Origin of the sequence: Lutibacter sp. A80 (genome assembly GCF_022429645.1) — a bacterium.
Taxonomy (GTDB): domain Bacteria; phylum Bacteroidota; class Bacteroidia; order Flavobacteriales; family Flavobacteriaceae; genus Lutibacter.
This window is the reverse complement of sequence record NZ_CP092480.1, coordinates 1,678,307-1,695,301: the sequence shown is the minus strand read 5'-3', so window position 1 is coordinate 1,695,301 and position 16,995 is coordinate 1,678,307. Positions and strand designations below refer to the sequence as shown.

The following is a 16,995-nucleotide window of genomic DNA, read 5'->3' as shown; positions in this document are numbered from 1 at the left end:
GTTTTATTCGTTTAGTAGAACTCCAGTTCCGTTTAATTTTGAGAATTTAATGTTTCCATTATTTAAAGTAACTCCTGTAGCAATATCGTCTTTTAATAATAAAGCGCCATCCATATCTACATAATCTAAAATAGGGGTTAAATGTGCAATTGCTGAAATTCCTACTGAAGATTCTGTCATGCACCCAACCATGGTTTTTAAGCCCAAAGCTTTTGCTTTGGTTAACATTCTTTTTGCAGGGGTTAAACCTCCGCATTTCATTAATTTTACATTTACACCATGAAAGTGTTTGTAACACTTTTGAACATCGCTTTCAACAATACAACTTTCATCTGCAATTATAGGTAAATGTGAATTTTCATAAACAATTCTTGAGCCACTCCAATCATTTGCAGGAATTGGTTGTTCTATAAATTCTACACCTAATTTTTTTAATTCTATAGAGTTTTTAATAGTTTCTGTTACATTCCATCCACAATTGGCATCAATTCTAAATATAGAATTTGAATGTTTTCTTAACTCAGTAACAATTTTAATATCTTCTTGTGTTCCTAACTTAATTTTATAAATAGGCCAAGGTTTTTCTTTCATTTTTAAAACCATATTTTCTACAGTATCGATACCTATTGTATAATTTGATTGAGGAAGGTTTTCAAGGTCTAAATTCCAATATTGGTAAAGTTTTAACTCTTTTAAACGTGCATATAAGTCCGTATAAGCTTCATCAATTGCACATAGTAAAAACATATTATCGGCAAAGTATGGTTGTAAATATTTCCAGTATGCTTCTGGAGTTTTATTAGAAAAAACTTCAATAATGTCTCGTTTCTCTACAAGTTCGGTATTAAATTGTTCTGTTGTTGTATTGTAGTATGGGTTTGCTGTAGCTTCTCCAAATCCAGAAACTCCATTGTGTTTAAGTTCAACAATTATTGAAGGAATTTGGGTTCTGGTTCCTCTTGATATTGTAAATGGATGTTTTAATTTTAAATTATATGTATGTATAATTAATTTCATTATAGTAAGGCTTCTCTTAGGATTGTTATTGGATGTTTTGAAATTACTTGAGTACCATCTTTAATTTGATGTCTGCAACTTGTTCCTGAAGCGGCAATAATAGTTTTGCTGTCAGAATTTCTAATTTTAGGGAACAAAGTGTCTTCTCCAACTTGCATACTTATTTTGTAATGTTCTTTTTCATATCCAAAAGAGCCTGCCATACCACAACATCCAGAGTTTATAATTGTTACTTTGTAATTTTGTGGAATAGAAAGCATTTTAAAAGTTGGCTCTGTGCTGCTTAAAGATTTTTGCTGACAATGACCGTGTATTTTTAAGGTTGCTGTTTTGTTTGTAAAACTGCTGGATTTAATATTGTTTTGTTCAAATTCTTGCTTAATAAATTCTTCAATAGTATACGTGTGTTCAGCAATTTTTTTAGCAGCATCTTTGTCATTAGCAAGTCTTAAATATTCATCTCTAAAAGTTAAAATAGCAGAAGGTTCCATACCAATTAAAGGTGTTTCTTTAGAAATACTATTTTTAAAAAAATCTACGTTAAAATCAGCTATTTTTTTAGCTTTATCTAAAACGCCCTTTGAAATAAAGCTTCTACCGCTTTCTTGGTGTTTTGTAATATTTACTTTGTAGCCTAGTTTGGTTAATAGTTCTACGGTGTCTATACCAATATTTGCATCGTAAAGATTGGTAAACTCATCAACAAATAAATATAATTCACCAAATTTTGTTGGTTGTGCTAATAATCTTGTTTTATTTTTTTTATACCAGCTGTAAACAGTTGTTTTAGCTAAATTAGGAATACTTCTTTTAGGAGCAATTCCCATTATTTTTTTTGTAATAGTTGTATTTAAAATAAAGTTAGTAAGTGTAGGAGTGAGGCTGCCTAATGTGTTCCATTTTACGTTTTCTGCAAACATTTTGGTTCTAAATGGGATGCCATTTTCTTTGTAATATTGATGTAAGAATTCTGCTTTTAAAGCAGCTACATCAACATTACTAGGGCATTCGCTAGCACAAGCTTTACAGCTTAAACATAAATCGAAAACATCGTATAATTCTTTATGATTGAATTTGTTTTTTTTGTCTGAATTTGTCAAAAATTCACGAAGTGTATTTGCTCTAGCTCTTGTGGTGTCTTTTTCGTTTCGGGTAGCTCTGTAGCTTGGGCACATTGTGCCTCCAGCCTCAGGAAGTTTTCTGCAATCTCCAGAACCATTACACTTTTCGGCTGCCCTTAAAATACCTAAACTGTCAGTAAAATCTTGTATTGTATCAATTTCAGGTTCATTTCTATCTATAGAATAGCGTAGGTTTTTATCCATTGGGAATGGATCAACTATTTTTCCTTTATTAAATACATTATTAGGGTCGAATGTTTGTTTTATACGTTTTACAAGTTCATAATTTTTAGCGCCAATCATTTGAGGGATAAACTCAGCCCTTACAATTCCATCTCCGTGTTCTCCGCTAAAAGAACCACCATATTTTTTGACTAATTGAGCTGTTTTTGTTGTGATTTTTCTAAATAAAGCAACGTCTTCTTGTTTTTTTAAATTTAAGATTGGGCGTAAGTGCAATTCACCAGCACCTGCATGTGCGTAATATACAGCTTCTTGACCAAAATCTTTCATCATTTTAGTAAATTCAGCAATGTAATTTGGTAAGTCTTTTACTTCTACCGCGGTATCTTCAATACAAGCAACAGCTTTATTATCACCAACAATATTACCTAATAATCCCAAACCTGCTTTTCTTAGATTTACAGCCTTGTCAATATCGTTATTTACTAATTTAGGGAATGCATATCCGAAATTTTTTGATTTTAAATCTTCAATTAAAGCATCGGCTAATTTGTTAGATGTTTCATTAGATTCAGTACAAATTTCTAGCATTAATATTGCTTTTGGATCGCCTTCAACAAAAAATCTATTTTTTAATTGTTCTCTATTATTTTTAGTGCAATCTAAAATGGTTTTATCCATTAGTTCGCAGGTAAATAAATTATGTTTCATTGCAACTACAACAGCTTCCATACTTTCTTGAATACTATTGAAATGTGCTGCTACCATTATGTTTTTTGAAGGTGGTAGTGCGTCTAATTGTAATGTTATTTCTGTAGTGAAAGCCAAAGTGCCTTCGCTTCCAGTTAATAATGTAGCTAAATTTATTTGTTTATTTGAACCTCCAAAACCTTCATAATTTAAAAGTTTATCAATAGCATATCCGTTATTTCTTCTATGAATATTCTCTTTAGGAAATTCTTTCTTTATTTCTTGTTGAGTTTCTTCATTCGTTAATTCATTAAAAATTGTAGTGTAGATTTTACTTTCTAATGAGTTATTTGTTGTTTTATTTGAATACTCTTTAGTATTTAGATTGTTAAAAACAGCCTCGGAACCATCGCTTAAAATAGTTTTTAGTTCTAAAACTTTATCTCTTGTAACTCCATATTTTATAGATGTTGTTCCAGAAGAATTATTACCAACCATACCACCTATTGTACATCTGTTGCTGGTGGAGGTATTTGGGCCAAAAAATAATCCATACGGTTTTAAAAAATCGTTGAGTTGATCTCTAACAACTCCTGGCTGAACAGTTACGGTTTTATTTTTTTCGTTAAAAGCCACTATTTTTGTATAATATTTAGAAATATCTACAACTAAACCATCTCCAACACACTGTCCTGCTAATGATGTTCCTGCAGCTCTTGGAATTAGAGTAATGTTGTTTTCGGTTGCAAAACTAATAAGTGTTTTTAAGTCTTTATTGTTTTTAGGATAGGCAACTGCAAGTGGAATTTTTCTATATACAGAAGCATCTGTGGCATAGATGCTTTTGTGTAGTTTGTCAAAAAAAACTTCTCCAGTTAATAAATTCGATAAGTAGTTTAGATCTATTGTTTTGGAAGTCATAAATAAATGAATTAAGCATTGTAAATAATTCCGCTGCTGTGGTTTTTACTTGCACCAGTTACACTTTTTAAACAGTTGTTTTTTTCTTCATTTTTTAAATAACCGAGTAAAGCAAATACCAAAGCTTCTTTGTAATCGATAATTTCGTCGTCAGGTATTATTAATTGTGTTTTGGTGTAAGATTGTAATCTTTCAATTAGAAAGCCATTGTAAGCGCCACCTCCAGCAATTAACATTTTTTTAGAAGAATCTGAATCTATTTTTTTAGCTATTTGTATTGCAATATGTTCTATAAAAGTTCTTAATATGTCTTTTATTTCGAGTTTGTATTTGTCGATTATTGGAAAAATAGTTTCTAAAATAAATTCGTAACCTAGAGATTTTGGTTTTGTATCGTTATAAAAAGGTAAAGCATTTAGTTCGGTTAATAAATTTGTATTAATGTTTCCGGTTGAAGCAATTTTACCATTATCATCGTATTCAATATTTAATGAATTTACATAATGGTTTAATACAATATTTACAGGGCAAATATCATAAGCAATTCGTAATTTATTTTCTCGCATTGAAATGTTTGAAAAACCACCTAAATTTAAGCAATAATCGTACTGAGAAAATAAAAGAGCATCTCCAATAGGTACTAATGGAGCACCTTGGCCGCCAAGAGCCACATCTTGCACTCTAAAATTACAAATTGTTTTAACGCCTGTAATTGTATTGATATAAGGTCCATTTCCAATTTGAAGCGTATAATGTTCGCTAGGGTTATGGTAAATTGTATGTCCGTGTGAAGCTATAAAATCTAACTTTTCAATATTATTTTCTGTAATAAAATCTTTTAATATAGTACCTAAAAAAATACCATAATCTGCATCGAGTTTAGTTAATGCTTCTCCAGATAAGTGAAATCCGTTTTTTAATGCTTTTTTCCAGTCTGTATGGTATGGAATTGTAACAGCTTTAAGTATTTTAAATTGAAATGAATTTTTAAAGCTAAGTTTAATATAGGCAATATCTATACCGTCTAGAGAAGTGCCACTCATTACTCCAATACAGTATTTTGTTTTATGTTCCATTTAAATATATTTTAAGAACCTAATAGTTTTTAAAGAATTGAGTTAGGTTTATTGAATGAGTTTATTTTTATAAGCATCTAGTGCATTTTTAACACTTTTATGCTTTTTAAGTAATTCAGAAGCTAATTCTTGGTTGATATGTAATTCGTCCATAAGCATTAAGATTCCTCTATTTACTAATTTTGCATTTGATAATTGCATATGAACCATTTTGTTGTCTTTAACTCTTCCAAGTTTAATCATAACAGAAGTTGTTATCATATTTAAAACTAATTTTTGAGCTGTTCCAGATTTCATGCGTGTGCTTCCAGTTACAAATTCTGGTCCTACAACAATTTCAACAGGATAATCTGCTACTTTAGCAACAGGGCTATCGGTATTACAAACAATACAGCCAGTACTTATGTCATTTTCTTTTGCCGTTTTCAGTCCTCCAATAACATAAGGAGTAGTTCCTGAAGCTGCAATTCCAACCAAAACATCTTTGTCGGTAATTACATATTTTTGTAGGTCTTTCCAGGCTAAGATGGTATCATCTTCAGCATTTTCAACAGCTTTTCTAAGGGCAAAATCGCCTCCAGCAATTAAGCCAATAACCCAATTATCGGGAACACCAAAAGTTGGAGGGCATTCTGAAGCGTCTAAAACACCTAATCTTCCGCTGGTTCCAGCTCCGATGTAAAAAAGGCGCCCCCCTTTTTCCATTTTAGAGTGAATTAGATTCACTAATTTTTCAATTGATGGGAGTGCTTTTTCAATAGCATTAGGTACTGTTTTATCTTCATTATTTATATTTGAGAGTAGCTCTAAGGTACTCATCTTTTCTAGGTTATTGTAATTTGAAGATTGTTCTGTGGTTGGTTTATTTTTCATTTTTAGTTGATACAATAATTAAACTTAATATTGTTAATAGTGCGTTTACGAGTATATTCATAAATCCTAAATCAAAAGAGAATTTAGAGATAAATAAGTGGTTTAAATAGTAGGTAAGCAATGGCATAAGTACACATATAAATGGAACTGCAGCATCTTTTATTTTTATTTTTGTAAAAATACCAAGTAGGTATAGTCCTAATAAAGGGCCATACGTATAACCTGCAACCTTAAAAATAGTTGAGATTACATCGCCTTTACTTTCTGAAAATAACATAATAATTGTAAATATTACGATTGAAAAACCTAATAAAACTTTGTTTTTTAATTTCTTTTGTTCTTTTGAGTTTTTATGTTGAATGTCTAAAAAATCATGAGTAAAGGAAGTAGTTAAAGCTGTTAACGATGAATCTACACTTGAAAATGAAGCAGCGGTAATACCTAATATAAAACTTATACTAGCTATAATTCCAAAATGATTGAGTGATAACATTGGGAATAAATCATCAGTGTTAATAAATTTACCGTTTAAGGTGTCTAGTTGTATACCAAAGTTTTCGGCGTATAAATAAAGCATAACTCCAAGTCCTAGAAATAGAAATTGAGCAACGGCTAAAAATAAACTAAAAGTTAAAATATTGTTTTGAGCTTCTTTTTTATTTTTACAAGTAAGGGTTTTTTGCATCATATTTTGATCTAAGCCCACCATTGCAATTGCAATTAAAAATCCTGAAATAAATTGTTTGTAAAAATTAGAACCCGAATTAAAATCCCAGTCGAATACTTTAAAGTATTTATGATTGGTAACTGAGGTTATTGTTTCAGATACATCTAAATTTAGACTGCTTTTTACTACATATATCGATACAATTGCAGCTAAAAGTAAAAAGAATGTTTGTAATGTATCTGTCCAAACAATGGTTTTAATACCGGATTTATGAGTATAAAACCAGATGAGTATTAGTATTATAATTACAGTAATATAAAAAGGGATATTAAAAGAATCAAACACCGCAAATTGTAAAATTTTTGCAGCAAGTAATAATCGAAGTGCTGCTCCAAAAGATTGTGATATTAGGAAGAATAATGAGCCTGTTTTGTACGTTTTTGTTCCAAATCGAGTATCTAAATATGTATATATTGAAACAAGTTTTAAATCGTAATATATAGGTAAAAGAACGTATGTAATAAATATATAACCAACAACGTTTCCAAAAACAAACTGCAAATAGTAGAAGTTGTTAGTTCCAACCATACCTGGAATAGAGACAAAAGTAACTCCAGACATTACTGCTCCAATCATTCCAAAGGCAACAACTTGCCAAGGCGATTTTCTGTCGCCTGTATAAAAAGAAGCATCACTTGAGTTTCTAGATGTGTAGTAAGAAATTAGCATTAGTATTCCAAAATAGGAAGCAATGATGATTAAAATTAGTGTTGCGCTCATTAATATAATTTTATTTCGTTAAATTTTAATTTGTAGTCTTTTAGGTCTTCAAAAGAGTCTAATGTTTCTATGTTGCCATTGTTTTCTATCCAATATCTCAATTTGTCAGTGCCATTTAGAATGTCGATAGGGAGTTGTGTGTAATTGTATTCATATGGAGGGGTTTTCCATGTAAAATCACTTCCTAAATAATGGTATATTTCTTTCATAATAAATTGTCCGGCCCTCCAAGGTTGAAAAGTTTTTTTATCTGTAATATGAATTTGAAAACCACCACAAATCTTATTATATTGTTTATGAAACGTTGGAATGAAAGTTATTGGTCTAACTGTAAAACCTTTTAATTTAGATTCTTTTAGTGCTTGTTTAAGATTGTTTTCAAAATAAGAATAAGGTTCAATATTTGGATGTCCAAAAATTTCTAAAGGTTGTGTAGTTCCTCTGCCTTCGCTTAAATTAGTTCCTTCAAATAAAACTGTTGTTGGAAATGTACAGGTACTTTCGGCTCTTGCAAGATTTGGTGAGGGCAAAATCCAAGGTAATTTAGTGTCTTCAAAATACATTGCTCGTTTCCAATGTTGCATTTTAATTACTTTAAGGTTTGCTTTTTCTTTACTCCAAAATGTTTGGTGCATTATAGCGACTTCACCAATTGTCATTCCGTGTCTCATAGGTATAGGGTAAAGACCAATAAAAGACTTAAATTCTTTTTCTAAGATATTTCCTTCAATATCTACACCATTTATAGGGTTTGGACGGTCAAGAACAATAATTTCGATATTTTTATTTGCACATTTTTCTAGAAGAAGTGTAAGCGTGTAAATATAAGTATAAGTTCTGCATCCAATATCTTGTAAATCAACAAATAAATGGTCTATATCTTCAAGCATTTTATCTGTTGGGGTGCGGGTTTCAGAATAAAGAGAGTAGATTGGAATGTTAAAATATGGGTGGATACAATGATCAGTTTCAATCATATTGTCTTGTGCATCAGTAGAAAACCCATGTTGAGGACCAAAAACTTTAATAAATCTAGAATCAAATATTTTTTTAAATTTTAAAATTGCATGTGAAAAAGTAGCATCAACTGAAGCATTATTACATAGTAAACCTATATTACCTTTAAATGATTTTTGAATTTCGGAATCATTTACTAATATATCTAAGCCTGTAAGTACTTTCATAAGTTTATCTATATTTACTTCTTAAATGGGTGGAATTCGCGGGGTTTTAGGTTTATTTTTTCTATATTGGAATATGCATAATATTTTTTAAAAGTACTATTTATTTTTTAATTAACGACAAAAAAACGCATAAAAAATTAATATAAAACGCAATAAAATGCATAATAACGTAAATTCAATGTTTTTCTAAAGTATTTTTACTCCTTTTTCTTTGAAATTATTAAATATTGAATCTTTTGGATCTATATCTGTAACAATAGTGTCAATTTTGTTAATGGGTACAGCAGTATAGCGTTTAATTTCATTTATTTTATTTTTAGTACAAAGTGCAACAACTTGGTTGCTTACAGAAATCATACATTTTTTAATATGAGATACTTCCCAGTTGGGTTCAGTCATTCCATTAGAAATATTAATTCCTCCCGTACCCATAAAACATAGGTCTGCTCTTAGTTCGGAAATAGAAGAAACTACATCTAAGCCAACGGTAACTTGTGCGGATTTATGGATTTTTCCACCTATAAATATAATTTCAATTGAAGGGTGTTCTGTTAGCTGTAATGCAATAGGTAAGCTGTAGGTGTAGATAGTTGCATTTATGTTGGAAGGGATAATTTTTGCAAGTTGTAGATTTGTTGTGCTTCCACTCATAATAATTACTTGGCCAGATTTAATGAGTTTTACCGCTTTTTTTGCAATACTGTTTTTTTCCTGTAAATTATGATTTCTTCTTTCTTCATATGAAGGAGCTATATTTTCTATGGTGAGTGCGCCTCCATGTACTTTTTTAATTAATTTTTTAGAAGATAATTCATTAAGATCTCGTCTTATTGTGTCTTCTGAAACATTTAATTCATGGCTTAAATCTACAGATAAAACCTTTTTATTTAACCTGATTTTATTTAAAATGCAGTTTTGTCTTTCTTCTTTAAGCATATTGTTTTTTTTGCAAAAGTAATTATAAATGTGCAATTTTTTTTTACAATGTAATGAATTTTTCTCAATTATTGATAAATTATAAGTGTTTAGGTGTTTTTTTTGTATATAATTAGCTGTTTCTTTAAATTAATTGAATTTTTTTTGCGGTTTTATGCGTTTTTATTCGGAAATTTAAATATATTTGTTATTAAATTTATTTTAAATTAACTCATTATGAAAAAAAACTATTATTATTTTTTAACGATTCTAGCAGTATTTTTTGTTCAAATTTCTTTTGCGCAATCTATAACTGTTACAGGGGTGGTTAAATCTAATGCTGACAATCTTCCGTTACCAGGGGTTAGCGTATTGATTAAAGGTACAAACATGGGTGGTACAACTGATTTTGATGGGAAATACGAAATTAAAGCTTCTGAAGGAGCTGTTTTGGTGTTTTCATATGTTGGTTTTGCAACTCAGGAAATTGAAGTGACATCTAACATTATTAATGTGTCATTAAATGCAGGTGAAAGTTTAGATGAAGTTGTGATTACTGCATTAGGTATTAAAAAAGAACGTAAATCTCTTGGTTATGCTGTGCAAGCTGTAAAAGCAGAAGCGCTTTTAGAAGGTAACCAGTCAAGTATGGTTAATGGATTGCAAGGTAAAGTTTCAGGGGTTACTGTTGTGAATTCTGGAGGAGCTCCTGGGGCATCAGCAATTATTATGATTAGAGGGGGATCTTCTATTACAGGAAATAATCAGCCTTTATTTATTGTAGATGGTCTTCCAATTGATAATTCAACTAGTTCAAGTTTGGAGGTAGCCAGTGCTAATAGAGCTTCTGATATTAACCCAGAAGATATTGAAAGTATATCTGTTTTAAAAGGACCTGCGGCAGCTGCACTTTATGGTATTCAGGCTGCAGAAGGTGCAGTTATTATTACAACAAAAAAAGGGAAAGATGGTGCTAGTGTAATTTCGTATTCTGGTTCACTTTCTGTTGATAATATTATTGGAACACCAAATGTACAAACGCAATATGGTCAAGGAGAACAAATTGTAGAAGCAACTGGTACAACTATTAATACTGATTCTCCACTTTCTTGGGGAAATAGTACTGCTGGATCTCCAGTTTTTAATAATATAGATGATTTTTACGATACAGCTATTACATCAAACCATACTTTAAGTTATTCAGGTGGTAATGCAAAAAGTAATATTTATTTTTCTATTGGAGATGTTTCTCAAGAAGGTGTAATTGAAAGTACAAGTTATGATAAAACATCTTTTAGAATTAATACTTCTTCAAATATTAATGATAATTTAACTTTAGGTGTTTCAGCAAATTATATAACTACAAAAACCAATAGTACAAAGCAAGGTAATGCTACTGGAAGTAGTTTTTTAAGTTTATTAAAATATCCTGCTAATGTTAATGCTTCGGATTATTTAAATGCTGATAATTCTCAGAAAAGTTTCTTTTTAGATCAACAATTTGATAATCCTTATTGGAGTATTGATAATAGTCCTAATACAGATGAGGTTAATCGTTTAATTGGAGCTATAAGTTTAAATTATAGCTTTTTAGAAAATTTTAATGTATCGTATAAATTAGGTATTGATAATTTTACACAATTTAATAAAAAAATTACTGGAGACGGTTCTTTAGTAGATAATAGAGAAGATGGTTATATAAGTCAGTACGATAGAGAAAATAAGCGTTTAAATTCAAATTTATTAGTAACTTTTGAAAAAAATATTACAGAAGATTTTTCTATAAATGCTTTATTAGGTAATTCTGTTGATGAATTAGATATTAGAACAACTTATACAAGTGGAGATGGTTTTCAAGCTCCAGGAATATATAGTGTTGGTAATGTATTGGTTGAAGATCAATATATTAGTGAGGGTATTTCTAGAAAGCGTATGGTTGGTGTTTTTGGTGAATTAAAATTAGGTTGGCAAAATGCATTGTTTTTAACAGCAACCGGAAGAAATGACTGGTCTTCTACGTTACCAAAAGATAAAAGATCTTTCTTTTACCCTTCAGTTGGTGCTTCAGCAGTAATTACAGATTTATTTAAAAATGCAGGTAACGATATTACATCTTCAAACGGATTGAGTTACTTACAATTGAGATCTACTTGGGCTAAAGTTGGTAAAGATGCACCAATTGGAGCATTAGAAAGTTCACTTTCAACTAATATAAATTCATTAGCAAGTTCCGGATATACTTGGAACGGTGTTGATGTTGGTAATCCAAACCTTGAACCAGAATTTACAAATAGTTTTGAAATAGGTGTAGATATGCGTTTGTTTGAAAGTAGAATAGGGTTAGACTTTACCTATTACACTAGTAAATCAGACAATCAAATATTAAGAGATATAAGGGTTCCTCCAACAACAGGTACATTTTATGCAACACTTAATGGAGGATCTATTACAAATAGTGGTCTAGAAGCGTTACTTTCAATTAAAGTATTGCCTTATACATCAGAATTTAAATGGAATGTTGACTTAAACTTTGGAATGAACGAAAGTAAGGTTAATGAACTTCCTGGTTTCCTAAACGAAGTTTATTTATCGGATTCTTGGACGTTTAATTCAACAGCAGCAGGTGCAGCGATATTAGATGGTTCATTATTTGGTTTAAGAGGTTATAGACCTCAAAAAAATGATAATGGAGATGTAGTTATTAATTCAAATGGTTTACCAACGTTAGTTCAAGAAACATATGATGATGTAACTCGTATGCCAGATTGGACTTTAGGTTTTTCAAGTACAATGAATTACAAAAATTTCCAACTATCATTTTTATTAGATTTAGTTCAAGGTGTTGATGTATATAATGCAACAGAATCTGCTTTAGTTTATTATGGTTTAAGCGAGCAAACACTTAATAGAAATGAAACAATAGTTTTACCAGGTGTTGATGCTAATGGAGCAGTAAATACAGTTCCAGTAGCTATGGATCAAGCATTTTATACGGATTATTACTATAAAAATTCAGAAAATTTTATTGAAGATGGTTCGTTTGCAAGGCTTAGATATGTTACATTAAGTTATAAACTACCAAGTAAACTACTAGATAAAATAGCGTTATCTTCTGTAGAGTTTTTTGCTACAGGAAGAAATCTATTTACAATAACAGACTATAGTGGAGTTGATCCAGAGGTTAATACTTTTGGAGCAGGAGTTTCTGGAGCAGGATCCATGTCTATAGATAATTTAGGAACACCTAACATGAAAGGGTTTGATTTAGGTTTAAAAGTTAAATTCTAAAAATAAAAGAAAATTATGAAATTATATAAATATTTAATAGTGTTTTTAGCAGTCATAGCCACTTCATGTGATGATGACTATTTTGATGTAAATGGTTCTGAAACAAAGCCAACAACATCTTCATTGCCTCCTCAATTTAGAATTCAAGGAGCAATAGAGAATACAACAGCTCAAGCTCAGTATAGAGGGAGTAGAGAGGTTCTTGGAATTACGCAATATGGTGCGCAAAATGCGACAAATTATTATTCTGAAACTTGGAGTTCTGAAATGACAACTGGCCGTTACTTTTTATGGCAAAATGCATATGTGTATTCATTGCCAAATACAGCAGATTTAATTGTTTTAGGTGAAAGATATGCTTCTCCTAATTTTGTAGCAGTAGGTAAAATTTTACGAGCTTATGTTTTAGGAATGACTACAGATCAATATGGAGATATTGTGTTAGACGAAACCTATGATGGTGTGTCTTCAATGAATATTACACCAAAATTTAGTACTCAAGAAGAAGTTTATGAAACTATTTTAAGTTATTTAGATGAAGCAATAGTTGCTTTAGACGAACCAAGTGCTATAGATTTAAATGAAGAAGGTGGAGATGTTCTTTATGGAGGAGATCAAGAAAAATGGAAAAAATTTGCGTATGCTATTAAGGCACGTTATTTAAACCATTTAGCTAAAAAATCTTCTTATGATCCAGATGCTGTAATAGCTGCTTGTCAGTTAGCAATAAATTCAAATGAATTAAACGCTCAGAAACTTTATGGTGGTGGACCAGTTTCAAATGATATTCAACCTTTTTCAACAGATGGTTATGGTTCTTCAAGAATGGATTATTTTTCTGACTTTTTTGTGAACTTATTAAAGAACCCATTAAATTTAGATGATGCAGAATGGGATCCTAGATTAACTATTATTGTTCCTGAAGCTGTTAATGGTGGTTATGAAGGTGTTGTAATAGGTAGAGGATTAAATGGGGAAGAAGGAGATAATTTTTCATTAGGTAATGGTGGATTTTATACGAGTCTTAACTCTGCAACTGACATGATTACTTTTAGTGAAGTAAAGTTTATTGAAGCTGAAGCTAGGTTAAGAAAAGGAGATAAATCAGGTGCTTATACAGCTTTTAAAATTGGTGTTCAAGCAGATTTTGAAAAATTAGGAGTTGATGCCGCTGCTACAAGCGCTTATTTAAGTTTATTAGATACTGAGATTGGTGAAAGTAATATAGAATTATCGCACATTATGGTTCAAAAATATATTGCAAATGTTCTAAATCCTGAAACTTGGGTAGATATGAGAAGAATGGATTATAGTTCAGATATTTATCATGGATTGCAACGACCTGAAAATGTTAATCTTGATATTTTTCCAAATGAAAATGATTGGATTCAAGCAATGATGTATGAATACAATGAAGAAGATAGGAATTACGTAAATATGCCAACGAACGATCCGTATGTTAGGTTAACTACTCCATTATGGTGGAATACAGCTGGATAATTTGAATTAATACTTATTTAACAAAAAACCGTCTAAAAATATTTTTAGACGGTTTTTCTCTTTAATAGAGTTAATTATTTTTTAGGAACAGATTTTAAATTTAGATTTTTAACGCCTTTTCTAACATTGGTTACAAATTCTTTTCCTGGATCTATTTTTTCAGTTCTGTAATTGTCATCTTTCTCTAACCAAAGTTCATGGTCTACAAAATTAGTGTATTCGTAATGGCCAATTACATATTCAATATCATATTTAGAAGCCAAATAGTTTACTAATTTAATATTAGATTTTAATTGCGCATCAGTTAATGGCGTATCTTTTGTTCCGCCAACATTTTCTATTCCAATAGCACAATGGTTAAGTCCAATTACATGTCTTGCCATTTTAGTCTCTGGCATTAATCTGTAAATTGTTCCATCTTGATCTACTACAAATTGCGAAGAAACATTTAAATTTCCAGAGCTTTTAATTTCTGGTCTGCTACTGGTTATTGTGCTTTTTTCAAAAGCTTTAAAAGTATTTTCTAAGGTAGGAATTGAAGTCCAATGTAAAACAACCATTTTTGGAGTAATTTCTGTTGTTCCATTGTCTATGCCATATCTTTCTAATAAGTATTGAAGTGTTAGCGCTTCCCTTTCTTTATCAAATGTAATAGGCTTATCTATTATTTCTATGTTAGATGAACACGAAAGAAATAGCATTGCAGTAAAAAGTAAATAGTAATGTTTCATTTTTATAATTTTAATTTATTGTTTTCGCTAATTTTTCTAAGTCACTTTTAGTGTGGTTGGCAGTTATTACAATTCTATTCATAAAATTCTCATAAGTAGGATATTTAAACCGTGCAATAACAATGTTGTTTTTCAATAACTTTTCGTGTAAAATATCACTTGTAGAATAAATTACTGGGTAATTTTTATTGAAGTAAAAGCTTTCATTTTGATTTAAAATACTCGCTAAAAATTCTAAATTATTAAAAAGTAATGTTCGTTGGTTTTTATAAAGTTGTTTGCTCTTAAGAAAAGCTTCTAAATAAGCTGGATTTGCTCCAGATGAAGAAATAAATAATGTTTGATTTCTAATAGCATCAACAAAATTTTTATCTGAAGCGATAATACCTCCCGAAAGGCCTAAGGCTTTTCCGAGAGATGAGATTAAAATTTTTCGATGTATTTTATCAGACTTTATCGAAGAGAAAACACCTTTTCCATCAGTGCCAATAATACCTAAACTATGCGATTCATCAACAACTAAAGTTGTGTTTTTATGAGGTGAAATTGCGTCTAAAAAATCAAAAGATGTTGGAGTTGTTTCCAAAGCTAAAATGGCATCTGTTGTAATTACAATATCTTCGGAAATATTATTTTGTAGTAGCGGATTTATTTTTTCATTTATAAATAAAGGTAAGCTATTTGGGTGTAATACAGCAGGATGTGTTTTGGGGTAATGAAAGAATTTTTTACTGTTTTTAGAAAGGTGATCTATAACCATTTTACCTGCTAAAGTTCCCGAAGATATTGTTAGACTAGCTTCAGCTTCTAAAAATTTTGAAAAATAACTTTCAGCTTCATTATAAATACTTAGTTTTATATTTGCGCTTCTAGAGCTTCCGTAAAATGTTCCCCATTTTTTTAAACCCTCAAAAATATTGGTTTGAAATTCTTTATTTGAAGCCATTCCAAGGTAAGAAGTGCCTCCAAAATATAGATACTTTTCATTGTTTATGGAGATTTCTCTGTTTGGAAATTCGTTAATAGTCATAGTTATTTAATTAAAGTAATTCCTGTTCCGTTTAAATCACTGTATTTAATAACTCCATTTTCAATGGTAATTCCGGTAGCAATATCTTCAGCAAGTAGCATAGCACCATCCATATCAACATAGTCTAAAAGAGGTAATAAATGTGCAACTGCTGAAATTCCTACAGAAGATTCTGTCATACAACCTACCATAGTTTTCATATTTAGTTTTTTAGCATTTATAAGCATTCTTTTAGCAGAAGTTAAACCACCACATTTTACTAGTTTTACATTTACGCCATGAAAATGATTGTGACACTTTAAAACATCTTCTTCAATTTGACAACTTTCATCTGCAATTATTGGTAAAACGGATTTTTTAAAAACTTCTTTATGATCGTTCCATTCATCAGCTTTTAGAGGTTGTTCAATAAACTCAACACCAAGCTCTTTTAATTTATAGGAGTTGGATATGGTTTCTTCAACAGACCATCCACAGTTAGCATCTACTCTAAAAATAGCATTAGTGTGTTTTCTTAAAGCTTCAATTATTTTAATGTCTTCTTTTGTGCCGAGTTTAATTTTATAGATAGGCCAAGGCACTTCTTTCATTTTAGAAATCATTTTTTCAATTGAATCTATCCCAATAGTGTAATCGGTTAGTGGATTATTATTGGTGTTATAGTTCCATAATTCATAAAGTTTTTTTCCTTTTTTTTGAGCAAAAAGATCGTTAAAGGCTAAGTCTAAACCACATAAAGCAAACATATTATGTTTTAGGTGTGGATACATTTTATTCCAAAATGCTTCAGGTGTTAAATTAGAACTCTCTTCAATTAAGGGTTTTAAAGCTGTTAAGTCTTCAATCATTTTTTCAATTGTAATATTGTAATATGGATTTGAAGTAGCTTCGCCATAACCAGTAAAATCGCCATCTTTTAATTCAACTATAAGACTTGGTTGTATATTGTAAGATTCTCTTGAAATGGTAAAAGTATGACGTAATTTTAAATTGTAGGATTTTAGCGTTAAGTGCATTGT

At 30.3% G+C, this 16,995-nt stretch carries 12 protein-coding genes; 2 read left to right on the top strand and 10 right to left on the bottom strand.

Annotation, left to right across the window (positions count from 1 at the left end):
• Window positions 1-3: 3 nt before the first annotated feature.
• The 7 genes from MHL31_RS07315 to MHL31_RS07285 all read right to left on the bottom strand — a co-directional run bounded on the left by MHL31_RS07315 (window position 4) and on the right by MHL31_RS07285 (window position 9,448).
• Window positions 4-1,017, bottom strand: coding sequence for a dipeptide epimerase (locus MHL31_RS07315; protein ID WP_240228499.1), 1,014 nt, complete (start codon window positions 1,015-1,017; stop codon window positions 4-6).
• Window positions 1,017-3,932 (bottom strand): FAD-binding and (Fe-S)-binding domain-containing protein, encoded by a 2,916-nt coding sequence (locus MHL31_RS07310; RefSeq protein ID WP_240228498.1) that lies wholly within the window; start codon window positions 3,930-3,932, stop codon window positions 1,017-1,019. The genes MHL31_RS07315 and MHL31_RS07310 overlap by 1 nt, the downstream gene beginning before the upstream one ends.
• Window positions 3,933-3,943: 11 nt before the next feature.
• Window positions 3,944-5,008, bottom strand: coding sequence for an anhydro-N-acetylmuramic acid kinase (locus MHL31_RS07305; protein WP_240228497.1), 1,065 nt, complete (start codon window positions 5,006-5,008; stop codon window positions 3,944-3,946).
• Window positions 5,009-5,056: 48 nt separating this feature from the next.
• Window positions 5,057-5,881: an N-acetylmuramic acid 6-phosphate etherase gene (gene murQ, locus MHL31_RS07300; protein ID WP_240228496.1), complete on the bottom strand. Its 825-nt coding sequence runs from the start codon at window positions 5,879-5,881 to the stop codon at window positions 5,057-5,059.
• Window positions 5,871-7,328, bottom strand: a complete 1,458-nt coding sequence (locus MHL31_RS07295) for a sodium:solute symporter (protein WP_240228495.1) — start codon at window positions 7,326-7,328, stop codon at window positions 5,871-5,873. The genes murQ and MHL31_RS07295 overlap by 11 nt, the downstream gene beginning before the upstream one ends.
• Entirely contained in the window at window positions 7,328-8,512 is a 1,185-nt protein-coding gene (locus tag MHL31_RS07290; RefSeq protein WP_240228494.1) for a DUF1343 domain-containing protein, read from the bottom strand. Before MHL31_RS07290 ends, MHL31_RS07295 begins: the two co-directional genes overlap by 1 nt.
• Before the next feature lie 186 nt (window positions 8,513-8,698).
• Complete coding sequence (locus MHL31_RS07285) at window positions 8,699-9,448, bottom strand: DeoR/GlpR family DNA-binding transcription regulator (RefSeq protein ID WP_240228492.1); 750 nt, start codon at window positions 9,446-9,448, stop codon at window positions 8,699-8,701.
• A 216-nt stretch (window positions 9,449-9,664) separates the two neighbouring features.
• Here MHL31_RS07285 and MHL31_RS07280 point away from each other — a divergent pair, with 216 nt between their 5' ends.
• Together MHL31_RS07280 and MHL31_RS07275 are read left to right on the top strand one after the other, a co-directional pair.
• Window positions 9,665-12,715: a SusC/RagA family TonB-linked outer membrane protein gene (locus MHL31_RS07280; RefSeq protein WP_240228491.1), complete on the top strand. Its 3,051-nt coding sequence runs from the start codon at window positions 9,665-9,667 to the stop codon at window positions 12,713-12,715.
• A 15-nt stretch (window positions 12,716-12,730) separates the two neighbouring features.
• Window positions 12,731-14,215: a SusD/RagB family nutrient-binding outer membrane lipoprotein gene (locus MHL31_RS07275; protein WP_240228489.1), complete on the top strand. Its 1,485-nt coding sequence runs from the start codon at window positions 12,731-12,733 to the stop codon at window positions 14,213-14,215.
• A 74-nt stretch (window positions 14,216-14,289) separates the two neighbouring features.
• Here the strand turns inward: MHL31_RS07275 and MHL31_RS07270 are convergent, their stop codons facing one another.
• The 3 genes from MHL31_RS07270 to MHL31_RS07260 are packed head-to-tail and all read right to left on the bottom strand — an operon-like array spanning window position 14,290 to window position 16,992.
• Window positions 14,290-14,946, bottom strand: coding sequence for an N-acetylmuramoyl-L-alanine amidase (locus tag MHL31_RS07270; protein WP_240228487.1), 657 nt, complete (start codon window positions 14,944-14,946; stop codon window positions 14,290-14,292).
• 10 nt (window positions 14,947-14,956) lie between these two features.
• Complete coding sequence (locus MHL31_RS07265; protein ID WP_240228485.1) at window positions 14,957-15,976, bottom strand: aminotransferase class I/II-fold pyridoxal phosphate-dependent enzyme; 1,020 nt, start codon at window positions 15,974-15,976, stop codon at window positions 14,957-14,959.
• Window positions 15,977-15,978: 2 nt separating this feature from the next.
• Window positions 15,979-16,992 carry a dipeptide epimerase gene (locus tag MHL31_RS07260; RefSeq protein ID WP_240228483.1) on the bottom strand — a complete coding sequence of 338 codons (1,014 nt, stop codon included), beginning with the start codon at window positions 16,990-16,992 and terminating at the stop codon, window positions 15,979-15,981.
• Between the last annotated feature and the right edge of the window lie 3 nt (window positions 16,993-16,995).

Coding starts and splice junctions, on each gene's coding strand:
- MHL31_RS07305 (WP_240228497.1), bottom strand. CDS start 5,008: ATGGAACATAAAACAAAATACTGTATTGGAGTAATGAGTGGCACTTCT.
- MHL31_RS07310 (WP_240228498.1), bottom strand. CDS start 3,932: ATGACTTCCAAAACAATAGATCTAAACTACTTATCGAATTTATTAACT.
- MHL31_RS07285 (WP_240228492.1), bottom strand. CDS start 9,448: ATGCTTAAAGAAGAAAGACAAAACTGCATTTTAAATAAAATCAGGTTA.
- MHL31_RS07270 (WP_240228487.1), bottom strand. CDS start 14,946: ATGAAACATTACTATTTACTTTTTACTGCAATGCTATTTCTTTCGTGT.
- MHL31_RS07265 (WP_240228485.1), bottom strand. CDS start 15,976: ATGACTATTAACGAATTTCCAAACAGAGAAATCTCCATAAACAATGAA.
- MHL31_RS07260 (WP_240228483.1), bottom strand. CDS start 16,992: ATGCACTTAACGCTAAAATCCTACAATTTAAAATTACGTCATACTTTT.
- MHL31_RS07290 (WP_240228494.1), bottom strand. CDS start 8,512: ATGAAAGTACTTACAGGCTTAGATATATTAGTAAATGATTCCGAAATT.
- MHL31_RS07280 (WP_240228491.1), top strand. CDS start 9,665: ATGAAAAAAAACTATTATTATTTTTTAACGATTCTAGCAGTATTTTTT.
- MHL31_RS07315 (WP_240228499.1), bottom strand. CDS start 1,017: ATGAAATTAATTATACATACATATAATTTAAAATTAAAACATCCATTT.
- MHL31_RS07275 (WP_240228489.1), top strand. CDS start 12,731: ATGAAATTATATAAATATTTAATAGTGTTTTTAGCAGTCATAGCCACT.
- MHL31_RS07295 (WP_240228495.1), bottom strand. CDS start 7,328: ATGAGCGCAACACTAATTTTAATCATCATTGCTTCCTATTTTGGAATA.
- murQ (WP_240228496.1), bottom strand. CDS start 5,881: ATGAAAAATAAACCAACCACAGAACAATCTTCAAATTACAATAACCTA.